The organism is Stenotrophomonas indicatrix, from assembly GCA_041545745.1.
GTDB lineage: Bacteria > Pseudomonadota > Gammaproteobacteria > Xanthomonadales > Xanthomonadaceae > Stenotrophomonas > Stenotrophomonas indicatrix_A.
Genome location: CP168152.1, coordinates 694,393 through 709,218 on the forward strand (window position 1 = coordinate 694,393; position 14,826 = coordinate 709,218).

The following is a 14,826-nucleotide window of genomic DNA, read 5'->3' on the forward strand; positions in this document are numbered from 1 at the left end:
CAAGTGCTGCCATACCAATCAGAAAAGTTTCAAATTCGAAAACGTTGCAGTGCGTACGCACTGACGCAATGAGTCTCAAGCACGAGGCGATTGCGTCATCGCACGCGAGACACGATGCGAACCAAGGGCCGCATCCACCAAGGGTGGGGTAATCCCGGATGGATTGGCCTTCCGTTCAACGCTCGACGTTTGCCTGGGCATCGCGGGGCGTGCCGTAATCATCCAACCACTGGAAGCCGATCTGCGCTGGCGTCGATGCACCGGACGGCAAAGGCAAGCGTACCTGTGCGCCTGGGGCAATCATGTCGGCGTCCACCTTGCGGCCGTCGGGAAGCGTCAGCGTGCTCAGCGTGACGTGATACGCGGTGGGGTTGCTCACCTGCAGCGCGCCGTCGTGCGCGCGCCATTGCAGTTGCGTTGCTGCGTCGCGCGCGTTGCCGGGCAGCCCGGCGGGGCGGTGGAACAGCTTCACGCGGGTACGCACTGCGAACTGCAGCAGGTTCTTGCCGGTGGCATCGCTGGGCTTGGGTGGAATATCCAGCAGATTGAAATAGAACACCGATTCACGATCGGTCGGCAGCGCTGCTTCCGACGGCCGCGGCGCATAGGTGATGCGATAGGCCTGGCCTTGATGCGCCTGCAGCAGGCGCGGGTCGGCCGGGGTCAACCGGAACGGCGTGCGCACGTTCTCCGGACGCGCCTGGCTGTCGCCCGCATCAATCCAGACCTGCACCATGGCCGGCTGATCGCCGCCATTGCTGGCCTTCACCGTGATATCGCGGCCTTTGCCGGCGTCGTGCACGATGCGGGTGCCTTGAAGCGTGACGGCCGCCGACGAGGCATGGCTGGCCAACAGCAGTGCCACCAGGGCGGCGGCCCGCGATGTAGTACGCATGTTCATTGCTCACCTGCTCGAAAGAGGAAGGACCGTGCCGGTGCGATGTGCACCGGCACATGAAGCTGCAACCTGCTTATTTGTAGAGAACGACGAAGTCACCGGAAGCATTGGCCGTACCTGCGGTCGCGTCCTGGCCCGGCGAGGCGTACCACGCGCTGTAGTCGAGCTGGCCCGAGCTGTCGGCCGGAATGGTGACCCAATGGGTCGGGTCTTCACCGATCTTCTGGTGGTTGCCGGCGGCGTCGTACAGCGCAACACCCACGTTGTCGGCACCGGAGGCTGCCGTCAGTGCCAGGTTGCCGGTGCTGCCGTCGGGCATGCCGCCAAAGCGCACGCTTACTTCCTGGGCACTGCCCGAGCCGGAGCAGTCCAGGCCGATGCTGAAGTTCTTCTGGCCGGCGCGGGTATCGGCGTTGACCGACTTGAGGTCGACCTGGCCCATGGCCACGGTGATGGTGCCGCCGGTGGAATCCACTGCGCACGTGGAGGCCATCAGTTCGCCGGTGATCTCCAGCTTCTCGGCGAAGGCGGCGGGGGAAACAGCCAGCGCGAGCGCACCGGCAACGATCAGGTTCAATTGGTTCGACATAAGAGTGTCCTTGGTTGGAGAAACAGGGGTTCCGCAATGGATGAGGCGGCGGATGCGCACAGTGTTCCCATCGATACCCACCGGGACCATGCAATTAGTTGCAAGATGCTTGTTCAACGTACGAGTTTGTGCTTGCGGTAAAGCGAGCGGTCAGAAAACGACATGTCACCCTGCGACGCCCTGTGGCAGGCAATCGGTGCGGCAACTGCAAGGCATTCGATTGACTGTCTTTGGATCGTGACAACAAGCCTGAATTGCCCTGAAACAGTCAGTGCATGGAAAGTCGCGTCTTTCCGTACTTCGTTGTCGCTTTGCAACAAATTGCATGGGAAGACGGTGGGGCGCTGTCTACGCTTCGGCCCACTTCGACTACGAGCGATGTCGGCTTCGGCCTCATCGAATGACGTTTTCCATGCAGAAGCGCTCTCTTCATCACCGCACACAGCGTCCTCTCATCAGCCGCCCGCTGGGAGCGGCCATCGCCCTTGCCATGGCGGTGACGCTCAGCAGCTACGCCCGTGCTGATGATGGCGAGCCACTGCAATTCAGTGAAGGATTCCTGATTGGTGGCAAAGCCATCGACATGCAGCGCTATGCGCAGGGCAACCCGATGGAGCCGGGCGTCTATCCGCTGGACCTGCTGGTCAACGGCGAATTCCGCGAGAACCGCGACATCACCTTCGTGGCAGCGCCGGCACCGCAGGGCGCCGTGCCATGCCTTCCGGTGACGCTGGTGCGCCAGTTCCGATTGAAGGATGCCTACCTGACTGCACTCGATGACGATCCGACCACGTGCGTGGATCTGGCTGCGCTGGTGGACGGTGCCACGGTCAGTTTCGATGGTAGCGCATTGCAGCTGCTGATCACGATCCCGCAGGCGGCGCAGGCAAGTACGGCGCGTGGCTACGTGGCGCCAGAGTTGCGCGATCATGGCATCACCGCGGCCTTCTTTGATTACAGCGTCAACCACAACCGCAGCAATGCGCAGGACACTACCTCGGCCAGCGTCAACGCCGGCTTCAACCTGGGTGCATGGCGCCTGCGTCATCGCGCGTTTTTCAGTCAGGGCACGTACGGTTCGCACCACGATGTGATCAGCAGCCATCTGCAGCGCGACCTGCCTGCATGGAACAGCCAGCTGCTGCTGGGCCAGAGCAGCACCGGTGGCGAGCTGTTTGAAAGCGTTGCCTTCAGCGGCGTGCGCGTGGCTACCGACGACCGCATGCTGCCCGATTCGCTGCGCGGGTTCGCGCCGGTGGTGCAGGGCATCGCCGAGGGCAACGCGGTGGTCACCATCCGCCAGAACGGCAATGTCATCCATGAAGTGACGGTGGCACCGGGCCCATTCTCGATCGAAGACCTGTACCCGACCAACTTCGGTGGCGATCTGGAGGTGACCGTGACCGAAGCCGATGGCCGCGAGCAGCGCTTCAAGGTCAGCTTCTCGGCGGTGCCGCAGGCGCTGCGTCCGGGTGCCAGCCGTTTCAGCGCGACCGCAGGTGCGCTGCGCGCGCCGCGTCGCGGGGGTGAAGACCTGCGCTTTGCCGAAGGTACCTATGTGCGCGGCCTCAGCAACCGTTTCACCGCACTGGGTGGCGTGCAGGCCAGCGAAGGCTTCCAGGCCGCATTGTTCGGTGGCGCAGTGAACACACCAATCGGTGCGTTCGGTGCCGACATCACCCATTCTCGCGCGCGCCTGGCCAATGGTTCGCAGATCACCGGCAACAGCCTGCGCCTCAACTTCCAGCGCTATGTTGCTGCCACCGGCACCAACTTCGGCCTGGCCGCACATCGCTACAGCACCCAGGGCTACCTCACCCTGACCGACTTCGCCGACGCCCGCCGCGACGACTGGGGCTACGGCCGCCGCGCGCGCCAGCGCTACCAGGTGAACTTCTCGCAGCGGCTGGGTGAGCGCAGCACGCTGTCGCTCAGTGGCGGCCATGTGAGCTACTGGGACAGCGCCGACCGCCAGAACGATTTCCAGTTGCGCTTCCAGAGTACCTGGGGCCGCGCCAACTACGGCATCTCCGCGATGCGCTACCAGTTGGGCAACGGCCGCCAGGACACCCGCTACTCGTTCAATGTAAGCGTGCCGCTGGGGCGTAGCCCGAATGCGCCGCGCGCCAGCAGCCTGGTCAGCCACGGTGCGAGCGGGCAGCAAGCGCAGCTGGGCCTCAGCGGTACGCTGGGCGAATCGCGCGCCCTCAGCTACAGCCTGTCGGCCAGTGATGCCAGCACGGGCCAGTCCAATTCCAGTGCGTATGCCGCCTACCAGGGCGGCCTGGGCAACTTCAGTGCGGGCTACAGCCGTTCGGGCGACTACAGCACCCTGGTATTGGGTGCCGCCGGCAGCCTGGTACTGCATGCGGGCGGTGTGAACCTTGGCGCGCCGGCGGGCGACGGCTTTGCGTTGATCCAGGCCGACGGTGCGCACGGAGCGAAGGTAGGCTACGGCAACGACACCCGCGTGGCGCGAAATGGCTACGCGCTGTTGCCACACGTCAGCCCCTACCGCTGGAATCAGATCGACCTGGATCCTGCTGACCTGCCGCTGGACGTGGAACTGCTGCAGACCTCGCAGCGTGTCGCCCCCACCGCCGGCAGCATCGTGCGGGTGGCCTTCAACGCCAAGCGCGAACGCACGTTGTTCATCGATGCCACCGATGCCCTCGGCCAGCCGCTGCCGTTCGCCGCGCGCATCGAAGATGAGACGGGCCGTGGCTACGGCGCGGTGGGCCAGGGCGGCGTGATCCAGCTGCGCGGCGCGCCCGAACACGGCCAGTTGATCGTCGATCCCGATGGTCCACAGCGCTGTCGCCTGCACTACACCACGCCCGATGCCCCGGATGCCTACGGGCTGTCCTGGAGCCAGGCGGTCTGCACACCGCTGCCCGCGCCCAGCCCGGGTCTGCAGGCCGCTCTGGATGTGTCCAGCGCAGCGTCGTTCTGAGTCTTTCTTTCCTTTCCCTATCTGGAGTTCTGCATGAATCTGTTCAACCGCTTGACCCTGTGCACCGCTCTGTTGGCCGTGGCGCCGCTGGCCATGGCCGACAGCGCCACCCTCACCATCAGCGGCCGGGTGCTGCCCGGCACCTGCACGCTCACCGCCTCGCCGATCACCCTGGATCCGGTCAAAGCCAGCGACCTCACCCCCGGCACGGACAGCCAGATCAAGGCCGGCGCGCTGGAGTTCAACGGCTGCGTGGGCGTGAGCAAGGCGGTGCTGTCCTTCGCCGGCACCGCTGCCGACGGCGATGCGACGCGCTGGAAGAACACCGAAGCTACCGACCCGGCCGGTGGCGTGTCGATCTCGCTGTTGTCGGGTACCACCGGCAGCACCTATCTGAAGGACGGCGACACCGGCATCGATGTGCCGGTGACCGGCACCAGCGCGCGTTACGACCTGAGAGCGGCGTACTACCTGCCTCCCGCAGGCGTGCCCGAAGCCGGTGGGGTTTCCACGGAGATCGTGGTGACGGCGGACTACGAATGAGAACGAATGTACCCACGCCGACCAGAAGCATGATCAGCGCCGCGCGCCAAATCAGGCGGGCAAGGCACTCCGGACTGCGCATGGCGATCGGCTTGCTGTGTTCACTTGGCTTCTGCGCGACTGCAGTTGCGTGTACGACAAGCCGGGGTTACCCGATGAACTTCGACAAGACCTACAGCTCCTCGCCGCCCTCCGAGGGACGGTTCATGGATTACGGCAGTACCGTTGCCAACTTCAGCGAATGCAGTGTCCCCGGCCTCTATGATATGGCGCTCACGCTGGATATGCCTGGACTCAGGCCGGCAGGTACCATCAGCTATGACGGAATGACGTTGCCCGTTTACGACTATGCGGATGATTCGCCGTTGATCGGCTTTGCGTTCATGCAGGTCATAGGATGGTCTGCTCAACCCGTCACTCCGGGTAGTACCACACCGTATGTCATGGATATAGCGGCAACGGAGAGGCCCAAAGCCGATTTCAATTTTCGCGCCTACGCTTTCTCACGGGGAACTCCCATGCGCACCTATGAGATGTCAGGCAGCCTCAAGATCGATGCGCCTGATTTTCCTTCGCTGGGACTCACGATTCCGCTCAGGATCAACCTGAAATTCCCACACGTCACGTGCCCGCTGCTGGACGCGGCGGAGGACCTGCGGGATGTCGATTTCGCCGAGTTGTCCGCACCAGGCAGCACGGCAGGAGAGAGAGTGGTGGCCATTCGGATGGATTGCGGCGCGGATGCGCCCCGGGCCAGGATCTCGTTGCATGATGCTGCAGACCCTGGCAATACCGGGAGCCAGCTGACACCCAGTGCGGGTTCGGATGCCGGCGGTGTCCGTGTGCAGCTGATGCGTGCAGGCAGCGAGGTCCAGTTCGGCCAGCAGTGGGATTTCGACCCGGGGGTGGGCGGCATGCATAACCACGAGTTCACGGCGCGCTACATCCGCACCACGGAGACACTCACGCCCGGCATCATCAAGGGGGAGGCGGTGTTGAACGTCGATTACTGGTAGCGGCGATGTCGGGAGTTTCGCCAGCGTCGCAGGCGGATCTGACCGGCTACACCGCTACCGGCCGCGTGCGTGGTACTGCCGCTGGGTGTTTATGGCACCTGGTTGCAGGATGGCGAGGGCACTCACGGCGCCTATATGGATACGAACGTGCAGTACGGCGGTTTCGACAACCGCGTGAGGGGTATCGGCCTGGAGCCGGAGCAATACGATTCGCGGATGGCCAGGGCGTCGCTGGAGGCCGGTTACACGTTCAACGTCTGGCAGGGTGCGTCGAGCCAGCTGTATCTGCAGCCGCAGCTGTCGTATGTCGACTTCGACGCTGATCGCCATGGAACACAACTGCACGGCGATCGATCGTGCCGATGCCGGTGGCCTGAACGGGCGCCCGGGCTGTGCGCGTGTTCGGTCATGGCGCTGCAGCTGGCACGTACCTGGGGGGGAACTGGCTGCGTGGCAGCGGCAACAGTGCATTGCAGTTCAACGGTGACAGGCTGGGCGCGGATGTTCTGCGCAATCGCTATGACGTGCAGGCCGGTGCCGAGCTGAAGCTGGGCCAGCGCTGGGGCGCATGGGGTGGCCTGACCGTGCAGCGGGGTGACCACGGTTACCGAAATGTGGGTGGCCAGGTGGGCCTGCGCATGGCCTGGTAAGCGACAGTGCCGGGGTCGGAGCCCATTGCTTGGCAATGGGATCCGACCCCGGGAAACCGGTAGCGCCGGGCCATGCCCGGCGGGTGTCACCCCGGCGGCAGCACCTTGCCTGGGTTGAGGATGCCATCCGGATCCAGCGCGGCCTTGATCGCGCGCATCGTTGCCAGCGTGGCCGGGCTGAACGCCTGCGCCATGAAATCGCGCTTGGCCAATCCGATGCCATGCTCGCCCGACAACGTGCCGCCCAACGCCAGCGTCAGTTCGAAGATCTTCGGCAGCGCCGCATGCGCGCGTGCGTTCTCGTCGGCGTCGTCCGGGTGGTAGAGGATGTTGACGTGCAGGTTGCCGTTGCCGGCATGGCCGAAGGTGACGATGGTCAGCGTGTACTCGTGCGCTAGTGCCTGCACGCCGGCCACCAGTTCCGGAATGCGCGACACCGGTACCACCACGTCTTCGTTGATCTTGCCCGGCGCGACGCTGCGCAGCGCGGGCGACAGCGCCTTGCGTGCGGCCCACAACTGATCGCGCGCGCGGCCTTCCATCGCCACGTCCAGTTCGATCATGCCGTCGCCCTCGGCGGCGGTGGCCAGCGCCTGCAGCAGGTAGGGCAGGGTGTCGTGGTCGCCATCGGCCTCGACCAGCAGCATCGCGCCGGCTTCCGGCACGTCGGCACCGTTGAGGCGCAACAGCTGCAGGCTGCGTGCGTCCATGAATTCCAATCGCGTGGGAACGACCGGTTGCGACATCAGCCGCGATACCGCAGCGGCCGCGGCATCGGCATCGCGGTACAGCACGCGCAGGCCAGCCTGGCTGACCGGCAGCGGGGTGAGTTTCAGCGTCGCTTCCACAATCAGCGCCAGCGTGCCTTCACTGCCCACCAGCAGATGGGTGAGGTCGTAGCCGGTGGCGTCCTTGGTGTAGGCACCGCCGCAGCGGATCACCTCGCCGGTGCCGGTGACTGCCACCAGGCCCAGTACGTTGTCGCGGCTGGTGCCGTACTTCACCGCGCGCGGGCCGCCGGCATTGCAGGCGAGGTTGCCGCCAATGCTGCAGATCTCGGCGCTGGATGGGTCCGGGGCCCAGAACAGGCCGTGCGGCGCCAGCGCCTGCTGCAGCGTTCCATTGAGTACGCCCGGCTGCACCACGGCGCAGCGGTCACCGGCGCGGATCTCGAGGATGCGGTCCATGTGGGTGAACGACAGCACGATGCTGCCCGGTAGTGGCACCGCGGCGCCGGTGGTGCCGGTGCCTGCGCCACGGGCGACCAGTGCCACGCCATGCGTGCGGCAGGCGCGCACCAGCGCCTGCACCTGTTCGATATCTGCCGGCAGTGCCACGGCAGCCGGGCGCTGGTGGCGCCACGAGTTGTCCTGCGCGTTCGCCTCCAGCGCGCCGTCATCCATGCGCCAGCCATCGGCACCAAGCAGGGCGGACAGTTCGGCAATCAACGCGACGGGCAGGGCAGTACTCATGACGGATCTCGTGGGGCAGCAGGGGCGGGTTGAATCAGTTTCCAGGCAACAACGGCGCCGGCCAGCGGCAGCCACACCCAGCGCAGTTCCGACAGCAACGTGGCCACGCCGCGCGCGCTGAAGAACTGCGGGGCAAACGGAGAAACGCGGATCGGCCGCCACGGGGCGAAGAAGCGTTGTTCGCTCCAGGGCCAGGCCAGGGCGACGCCGAGGCCGCCGGAGGTCAGTGCGTCGAGCAATGGATGGCTGGCGGCGCAGATGAAGACGAACGTCGCCGCTTGAACGGTAGATGCCAACCTTGGTTGGCGCGGAACCGCCGACCAAGGTCGGCGACTACCAAAGAACGCCAGCAACGCTGCCAACACCGCCAGCACGCCGGCAAACATCAACGAATGGCTGGCGCCACGATGGCCGAAGGCATCGGCATACGGAATATGCAGGGCAAACGCCAGCACATCGGCATCGGGCAACATCGCCGCGACCAGGCCGGCAGCCAGCAGCCACGGCGGAATGCGACCGCGATCAGCAGCGCACCACAGCGCCAGCGGCACGGCGGCATGGGTAATGATCGAAGGCATCAGTCATGCACCGTGGTAGAGCCGGCCAGGCTGCGCTCTGGTAGGTGCCAACCTTGGTTGGCACAGAAGCGCCGACCAAGGTCGGCCTCTACCAGAGCGGACGGTACCCATCAGCAATCATCCAACCGGAACGCATCCCGCAGCCAATGCAGCTGCGGTGGCTCACCACTGGCTTCCACCACATCGAAACGGCACGGTGCATCGGCCAGCGCAGGATGTTCCTGCAGATACAGCTGTGCGGCATGCACGAGCCGTCGGCATTTGCGTGGATCGACCGAGGCTGCGCCGCCACCGAAGTCCTGTCGTGCGCGGTAGCGCACTTCCACGAAGACCACGGTGCCGGCGTCATCCATCACCAGGTCCAGTTCACCGCCGCGATAACGCACGTTGCGTGCGCGCGGCCGCAACCCGGCCTGCTGCAGATGCTGCTCGGCGGCGGCTTCCACCGCCGAGCCACGTTGCAGGTGCTCAGCGACCACCGGCGATCGGCATCGGCCGGCCACCGCTGAAGGTCGACCATGCCGGCTGGCGCAGGATGTTGCCGTTGCTGTCCAGGTACAGCGTGCCGGTGGCGCCGTCCAGGCCGCCTTCGGTGGCCAGCTTGTCCAGGTAGGCACTGATCTTCCACGCATCGGCGCCGAAGGCGAACAGGCGGCTGGCCGCGCCGCGCGCGCTGGGCAGGGTCTGCGCGACCTGGGCAGCGGACGGCACGCCGGACACGCTGCGCACGTTCCAGGCTTCGTTCGGGTAGATGATGCCGTCCAGCGCCACGTCTTCTTCAACCTTGCCGCTGCCGGTGGTCAGCTGCGAGGTACCCACGCGGGTGGCACCACCGGCACCGGCCAGCGCCAGCTGCGGCGCCAGCAGGCGGGCCTGCGGTGCACGTACGGCCAGGAACACGGCATCGACCGCGCCGGCATTCCGAACCTGCGCGCTGACATCCCCCACCGTTTCGCTGATCGCGATGGTGGTGGCGACGCTGCCGCCACGCTGGGCAAAGCGCTGTGCGAATGCGGCAGCGGCGCGGCGGCCGGTGTCGTCGCTGCTGTTGATCACCAGCGCCTTGCTGCGCTCGCGGCCACGCATGTATTCGGCGGCGACGATGCCATCGTCTTCCGGTGCCAGCGAGAAACCGGCGCTGCCGGCCGGCGGCGCATCCTTGCCGCGGTTCAGGCCCAGCACCGGCACCGGCAGCTGCTGGCGGCCGTACACGGCATCCACTTCGTCGCGGCCGAGCGGACCGACCACGAAGTCGGCGCCGGACGCTACGGCCTTGTCATAGGCGGCCAGCGCACCGGCCGGGGTACCGGCGGTGTCGAAGAAGTTGACCTCCGGACGACGGCGGGTTTCGCCGTAGTACGCGCTGAGCAGGCCGTCGCGTACCGGCTGCGCGGCGGTGGCCAGGCGGCCGCTGAGCGGCAGCAGCACCGCCAGCTTGGCCGGCGGGCGGTAGCCATCGCTCATTGCCGGCGGGCGCTTGCTGGTGTCGAACTGGGCGGCGCCATCACGATCGAACGGGCGTGGCAGCGGCAGGCCACGGGCGATCAGCGCGCGGCCGGCGAAGTTGTACAGCGGGTCGTTGGCCGGCAATGCGGCGGCACGGCTGCGCAGGGTGGCATCGTCGAGGGTGCCGAGCAGCCCGGAGATGGCCGCCTGGTTCTCGCTGCGCGCAGCGCCGGTCAGGCCGGCATGCGCACGGGCGCGTTCGGTGGCGGCGCCGAACGCATCGCCGGTGGCCTGCAGGGCATTGGCGCGGGCCAGGTACCAGCGCGTGCGCAGGCTCGGGTGCACGTTGTCGCCATGATCCTTCAGCAGGGCCAGCGCCTGCGCCGGCTGCTTGTCGGCCAGCGCCAGCTCGGCACTGGCCAGCTGGTAACGCTGCAGGCTGGCACCGTTCACCTGGCGGGCGGTCACTTGACCCAGCAGGCTGCGCGCGCGGGCGCTGTCACCGGCCAGATGCCAGGCCCAGGCCGCATCGGCCAGGGCGTTGCTGCGGGCACCACCACGCAGGGTGGCGGCCAGCGCTTCCAATTGCAGGGCGGCGTCGCGCGGCTTGCCTTGTTCGATCAGCGCCAGCGCCTGGCTTTGGGCCGGCGATTCGGGCGCGCTGACGAGGCTGGTGGTGGCACAACCGGCCAGCAGCATCAACGACAGCGACAGGGCAGAGATGCGTGCGGCGGGCTTGTTCATGATCGGGTCCATGCGATGAGGGCAGCGGCCTTGGCCAGGTACACGCTAGGATTCTACCCTTGCCCCGTGAGTACCGCTGAAATGAGTGTCCCAACCCTGTATGTCGTCGCCACGCCGATCGGCAACCTGGCCGATCTGAGCCCGCGCGCGCAGGAAGTGCTGCGTTCGGTGGCGGCCATCTGCGCCGAGGACACCCGCCGCAGCGGCCAGCTGCTGTCCCATTTCGGCATCCAGCAGCCGCTGGTGGCCCTGCACGAGCACAACGAAGAGGCGCTGGCCCAGCGCCTGGTGGCGCGCCTGCAGGCGGGTGAGTCGCTGGCGCTGGTCAGCGATGCCGGCACCCCGCTGGTGAGCGATCCGGGCTTCCGCCTGGTGCGTGCCGCGCGCGCAGCCGGCATCAAGGTCAGCCCGATTCCCGGCGCGTGCGCGGCCATCGCCGCGCTGAGCGTGGCCGGTCTGCCCAGCGACCGCTTCACCTTCGAGGGCTTCCTGCCGGCCAAGGCCAGCGGTCGCCGTGATCGCCTGCAGGCGCTGGCCGGCGAAGTGCGCACGATGGTGTTCTACGAATCCTCGCACCGCATTACCGAATCCCTGGCCGACATGGCGGCGATCTTTGGCGGCGAGCGCCCGGCCGTGCTGGCGCGCGAGCTGACCAAGCTGTTCGAGACCGTGCTGGATGGCGACCTGGCCGGGCTGCTGGCGCAGGTGGAAGCCGATGACAACCAGCGCAAGGGCGAGTTCGTGGTGATGGTGCAGGGCGCTGGCGATGATGCCGAGGCGCAGCTGGCCCATGGCCGCCAGGTCTACGCCAAGCTGAGCGAGCACCTGCCGCCATCGACCGCGGCCAAGCTGGCGGCCGAAATGACCGGTGCGCCGCGCAAGGCGTTGTACGGCAGTTGATCGGGGCTGGGTGAATCGCAGCCACGCAGGGCGTGGCTCTACTGCAGTAGATCCACGCCATTGCGTGTGCACGGTAGATCCACGCCATGCGTGGATGAAGAATCCCCGATGTGCAGTAGATCCACGCCATGCGTGGATGGATGAACCGCGCGCCGTAATCAACCCGACAGGGCAGGCGCGCGTGCGGTAGAATGCGCGCGGCGGAGTCGGCCAGACAGTCGCGTCATCCCTTCGGGGGTGCCGAGGAAAGTCCGGGCTCCATAGGGCAAGGTGCCAGGTAACGCCTGGGCGGCGCAAGCCGACGGAAAGTGCAACAGAAAGATACCGCCTACGTCTTCTTCGGAAGGCCGGTAAGGGTGAAATGGTGCGGTAAGAGCGCACCGCGAGTCTGGCAACAGACCGGTACGGCAAACCCCACCTGGAGCAAGACCAAATAGGGATCCTTTGGCGCGGCCCGCGTTGGATCCGGGTAGGTTGCTTGAGCGTTGCGGCGACGTAACGCCTAGAGGAATGACTGTCCACGACAGAACCCGGCTTATCGGCCGGCTCCGCCCCTTCATTCCATCCACGTGGATCCACGCATAGCGTGGATCTGGTAGTGCCGGCCGCTGGCCGGCAGCCGCGTGACCCGTCCGAGGATCCAGAGGTTGCCGGCCAGCGGCCGGCACTACCCGGATGATGTCCTGCCTCAGCCCGGCTTCCGGTACTGCCCGGCGGAAATGAACTGCGAGAAGCGCTCGCACCACACCACCACGGTGGTGAACTCATCCACGTCCACGTTGGCCGGCACATCCACCAGGAAGCGGTTGAAGGTCTTGACCTCGCCGATTCGCTGGGCCTTGTCCTTGATCTTCAGGAAGTCGGCCTTGTTGTCGACGAAGTCGTGGACCAGGTACACCTTGTAGTCCGGGCCCGGGCCCATCTTGCCGTCGAAGGCGACCTGACGGGCGCTGACGCTGACCTTGCCTTCGGCCCAATGCACCGCGTCACTGCCTTTGAGGTCGCGACGGAAGGTGGTGCGGTAGGTGGCGTCGGCCATTGCGGTCTGCACCTGCTCGACCGGCGGATCGTCGGGGGCGATCAGGATGGGCAGGAGATACACGCCCAGGCCGAAGCCGAGGCCAAGGGTGAGTACGTGGGTGGTGAGCAGGATGAGGATGCGGCGCATGGGGCCTCCTTGTGGGTGTGGATCGCGCGGCATGGCGCCGGGCAGGACCACCTTGGGAGGCTGGGGGCGACATTTATAGACACAGTGCCGAAGGCGAAAAGGGCACAGCGGGGCGCCTGTGGTGCTGCAGCCCTTGTGGCAGAGGCGGGTACTGGTCGCGCCCGGAAGCTGAATGACGTGCTTGGCCTGTCCCGTCGACGGCCCATTTGATGGAAAACACGACGCGCCGGGCGCCGGTAGTGCCGGCCGCTGGCCGGCAGGCGCGTGACCTGCCCGTAGATGCAGAGGTTGCCGGCCAGCGGCCGGCACTACCCTTCCAGTCAGAAAATGACGTGACTCTGTCCGCTGGGTACACCCTGCGGCCCAAAGCGGCGCTCGTGGATTTCGCCATGGCCGTCCGCGTCAATCAGCAGCACGGTGCTGGCGCGGGTGCCGTAATCGTCGCCGCGGATGAAGGCGGGGCTGAGCCAGCGTTCGCGTTCCAGGCCGATGCCGGTATCGGGCAGGTCGCTGTCGGCCGGGCGATGTTCGTCGGCCAGGGCGGTCCACAGCGGGGTCAGATCCCTTTCCCCTTGGGAAAGGGATCTGACCCCGTCCTGTTCCAGCCAAGCGGAAAGCGCGTCCATCAACCGCTGGGTCTTTGGCCAGGGCGCGTCGATGGCGCCGTTGGACATGCCATGTACCCCCGGGCCAAGCGTCTGTCGCTCAGCCGGGTGGTTGCCCAGGTATTCCAGGCTGTGGCCATCGGCCAGCAGCAGGTTGAACGGGGCGTAGGCCGCGGCGATTCCGGCCAGACGTTCTATATGCGTACCCGCCGTATCGCGGCCACGCAGGTAGTCGGCCACCAGGGCACCACGAGATGGCCCGGTCTGGGACGCCTGCGGATCGCGCACGTTGGTCACCACCGCCATCCGGCCGCCGGCACCGACGCCGGCCCAGCTGCCGCCGGAGCGCAGGTCGCGCCCGCCGATGACGGACGTCTCATCCTGCCAGGGGGCCAGGGCCGCGGTCGGGCGGGCGTGGAACTCATCACGGTTGCCGGCCATGACCAACCGCCAGCGCGGGTGGTGCAGCCAGCCAAGAGCAAGCAGGCACATGGGGTCATTGTGCCCGGTTTGCGCAGAGCGGCGTCGCTTCCGGGCCGTCCTGGATGAATGCGCAGGCCATGTTTCACGCGGCCTCCACACCCCTGAACTTCCGTTCAATCTCAAAAATTGAGACGGATCAGCAACTTGTGGATAAACCTTGAACAACTCTCTAAACATTGGCGCAAACCATTGATGCGGCTGGCGATTTCCCTGCTGAAAAGTTGTTGACAACCCTTGGGCCGCTGCTAAGGTGGGCATCAGAGGGAAATCCGGGTGTTTTGTGGATTTTCGTGGTTCAATGTTTCACCGGGCGAAGGATAAGGTGCAGGCGTCGTGTTCCAGGGCGAGACGGCCATCACAGTTGACGACAAAGGACGCATGGCGGTTCCCACCGCTCATCGCGACCTCGTTGCGCGCGTCAGCAACAACCGTCTCGTATTGACCTACAACCCCTTCGAGTCCGGCTGCCTGTGGCTGTATGCCGAGTCGGAATGGGAGCGGGTACGCGACGACGTCATGTCCAAACCCAACACACAGCGCGTCGTACGTCTGCTGCAGCAGAAGCTGGTCGGTTCAGCCGCCCACCTGGAGCTGGACGGCAACGGTCGCATCAGCATTCCCGCCAGCCACCGCGGTGCGGTGGGCATTGAGAAGAAGGCGGTATTGCTCGGTATGGGCGACAAATTCGAATTGTGGAGCGAGCAGGCGCATCGGGCCCTGATCCAGCAGACGTTGTCTGACGAGGATCTGGGTGATGGGTTGCTCGACCTGAAGTTGTGAG

At 66.0% G+C, this 14,826-nt stretch carries 13 protein-coding genes, 1 other RNA gene and 1 pseudogene; 7 read left to right on the forward strand and 8 right to left on the reverse strand.

Going from position 1 to position 14,826, the window contains the following annotated elements; genetic code table 11:
* Nucleotides 1-175: 175 nt before the first annotated feature.
* Together ACEF39_RS03085 and ACEF39_RS03090 are read right to left on the reverse strand one after the other, a co-directional pair.
* Complete coding sequence (locus ACEF39_RS03085) at nucleotides 176-901, reverse strand: fimbrial biogenesis chaperone (RefSeq protein ID WP_500286937.1); 726 nt, start codon at nucleotides 899-901, stop codon at nucleotides 176-178.
* A gap of 70 nt (nucleotides 902-971) precedes the next feature.
* Nucleotides 972-1,487 (reverse strand): fimbrial protein, encoded by a 516-nt coding sequence (locus tag ACEF39_RS03090; RefSeq protein WP_500286938.1) that lies wholly within the window; start codon nucleotides 1,485-1,487, stop codon nucleotides 972-974.
* Between the two features lie 412 nt (nucleotides 1,488-1,899).
* On the opposite strand from ACEF39_RS03090, the gene ACEF39_RS03095 reads away from it, so the two are divergent.
* The 4 genes and pseudogenes from ACEF39_RS03095 to ACEF39_RS03110 all read left to right on the forward strand — a co-directional run.
* Nucleotides 1,900-4,440 carry a fimbria/pilus outer membrane usher protein gene (locus tag ACEF39_RS03095; protein ID WP_500286939.1) on the forward strand — a complete coding sequence of 847 codons (2,541 nt, stop codon included), beginning with the start codon at nucleotides 1,900-1,902 and terminating at the stop codon, nucleotides 4,438-4,440.
* Nucleotides 4,441-4,473: 33 nt separating this feature from the next.
* Entirely contained in the window at nucleotides 4,474-4,983 is a 510-nt protein-coding gene (locus ACEF39_RS03100) for a fimbrial protein (RefSeq protein ID WP_500286940.1), read from the forward strand.
* Nucleotides 4,984-5,138: 155 nt separating this feature from the next.
* Complete coding sequence (locus ACEF39_RS03105; RefSeq protein ID WP_500286941.1) at nucleotides 5,139-5,999, forward strand: fimbrial protein; 861 nt, start codon at nucleotides 5,139-5,141, stop codon at nucleotides 5,997-5,999.
* A gap of 32 nt (nucleotides 6,000-6,031) precedes the next feature.
* Nucleotides 6,032-6,649, forward strand: a pseudogene (locus tag ACEF39_RS03110) (autotransporter outer membrane beta-barrel domain-containing protein); the annotation flags it as partial.
* Nucleotides 6,650-6,735: 86 nt separating this feature from the next.
* On the opposite strand, the gene ACEF39_RS03115 reads toward ACEF39_RS03110, so the two are convergent.
* The 4 genes from ACEF39_RS03115 to ACEF39_RS03130 form a co-directional block, all read right to left on the reverse strand.
* The gene (locus ACEF39_RS03115) at nucleotides 6,736-8,121 is read right to left on the reverse strand and encodes an FAD-binding oxidoreductase (RefSeq protein ID WP_500286942.1); all 1,386 of its coding nucleotides are present in this window, start codon (nucleotides 8,119-8,121) and stop codon (nucleotides 6,736-6,738) included.
* Entirely contained in the window at nucleotides 8,118-8,699 is a 582-nt protein-coding gene (locus tag ACEF39_RS03120; protein ID WP_500286943.1) for a metal-dependent hydrolase, read from the reverse strand. Before ACEF39_RS03120 ends, ACEF39_RS03115 begins: the two co-directional genes overlap by 4 nt.
* A 110-nt stretch (nucleotides 8,700-8,809) precedes the next feature.
* The gene (locus tag ACEF39_RS03125; protein WP_500286944.1) at nucleotides 8,810-9,178 is read right to left on the reverse strand and encodes a YraN family protein; all 369 of its coding nucleotides are present in this window, start codon (nucleotides 9,176-9,178) and stop codon (nucleotides 8,810-8,812) included.
* Nucleotides 9,168-10,889, reverse strand: coding sequence for a penicillin-binding protein activator (locus ACEF39_RS03130; RefSeq protein ID WP_500286945.1), 1,722 nt, complete (start codon nucleotides 10,887-10,889; stop codon nucleotides 9,168-9,170). The genes ACEF39_RS03125 and ACEF39_RS03130 overlap by 11 nt, the downstream gene beginning before the upstream one ends.
* An 81-nt stretch (nucleotides 10,890-10,970) precedes the next feature.
* On the opposite strand from ACEF39_RS03130, the gene rsmI reads away from it, so the two are divergent.
* Nucleotides 10,971-11,789, forward strand: coding sequence for a 16S rRNA (cytidine(1402)-2'-O)-methyltransferase (gene rsmI / locus ACEF39_RS03135; RefSeq protein WP_500286946.1), 819 nt, complete (start codon nucleotides 10,971-10,973; stop codon nucleotides 11,787-11,789).
* A 202-nt stretch (nucleotides 11,790-11,991) separates the two neighbouring features.
* An RNA gene (rnpB, locus tag ACEF39_RS03140) (RNase P RNA component class A) lies at nucleotides 11,992-12,343 on the forward strand.
* 134 nt (nucleotides 12,344-12,477) lie between these two features.
* Here the strand turns inward: rnpB and ACEF39_RS03145 are convergent.
* Together ACEF39_RS03145 and ACEF39_RS03150 are read right to left on the reverse strand one after the other, a co-directional pair.
* Nucleotides 12,478-12,957, reverse strand: coding sequence for a DM13 domain-containing protein (locus tag ACEF39_RS03145; RefSeq protein WP_500286947.1), 480 nt, complete (start codon nucleotides 12,955-12,957; stop codon nucleotides 12,478-12,480).
* Nucleotides 12,958-13,277: 320 nt separating this feature from the next.
* Nucleotides 13,278-14,054, reverse strand: coding sequence for an NRDE family protein (locus tag ACEF39_RS03150; protein WP_500286948.1), 777 nt, complete (start codon nucleotides 14,052-14,054; stop codon nucleotides 13,278-13,280).
* A 324-nt stretch (nucleotides 14,055-14,378) separates the two neighbouring features.
* Between ACEF39_RS03150 and mraZ the strand changes: the two genes are divergently transcribed.
* Nucleotides 14,379-14,825: a division/cell wall cluster transcriptional repressor MraZ gene (gene mraZ / locus ACEF39_RS03155; RefSeq protein WP_025876601.1), complete on the forward strand. Its 447-nt coding sequence runs from the start codon at nucleotides 14,379-14,381 to the stop codon at nucleotides 14,823-14,825.
* Nucleotide 14,826: the final 1 nt, after the last annotated feature.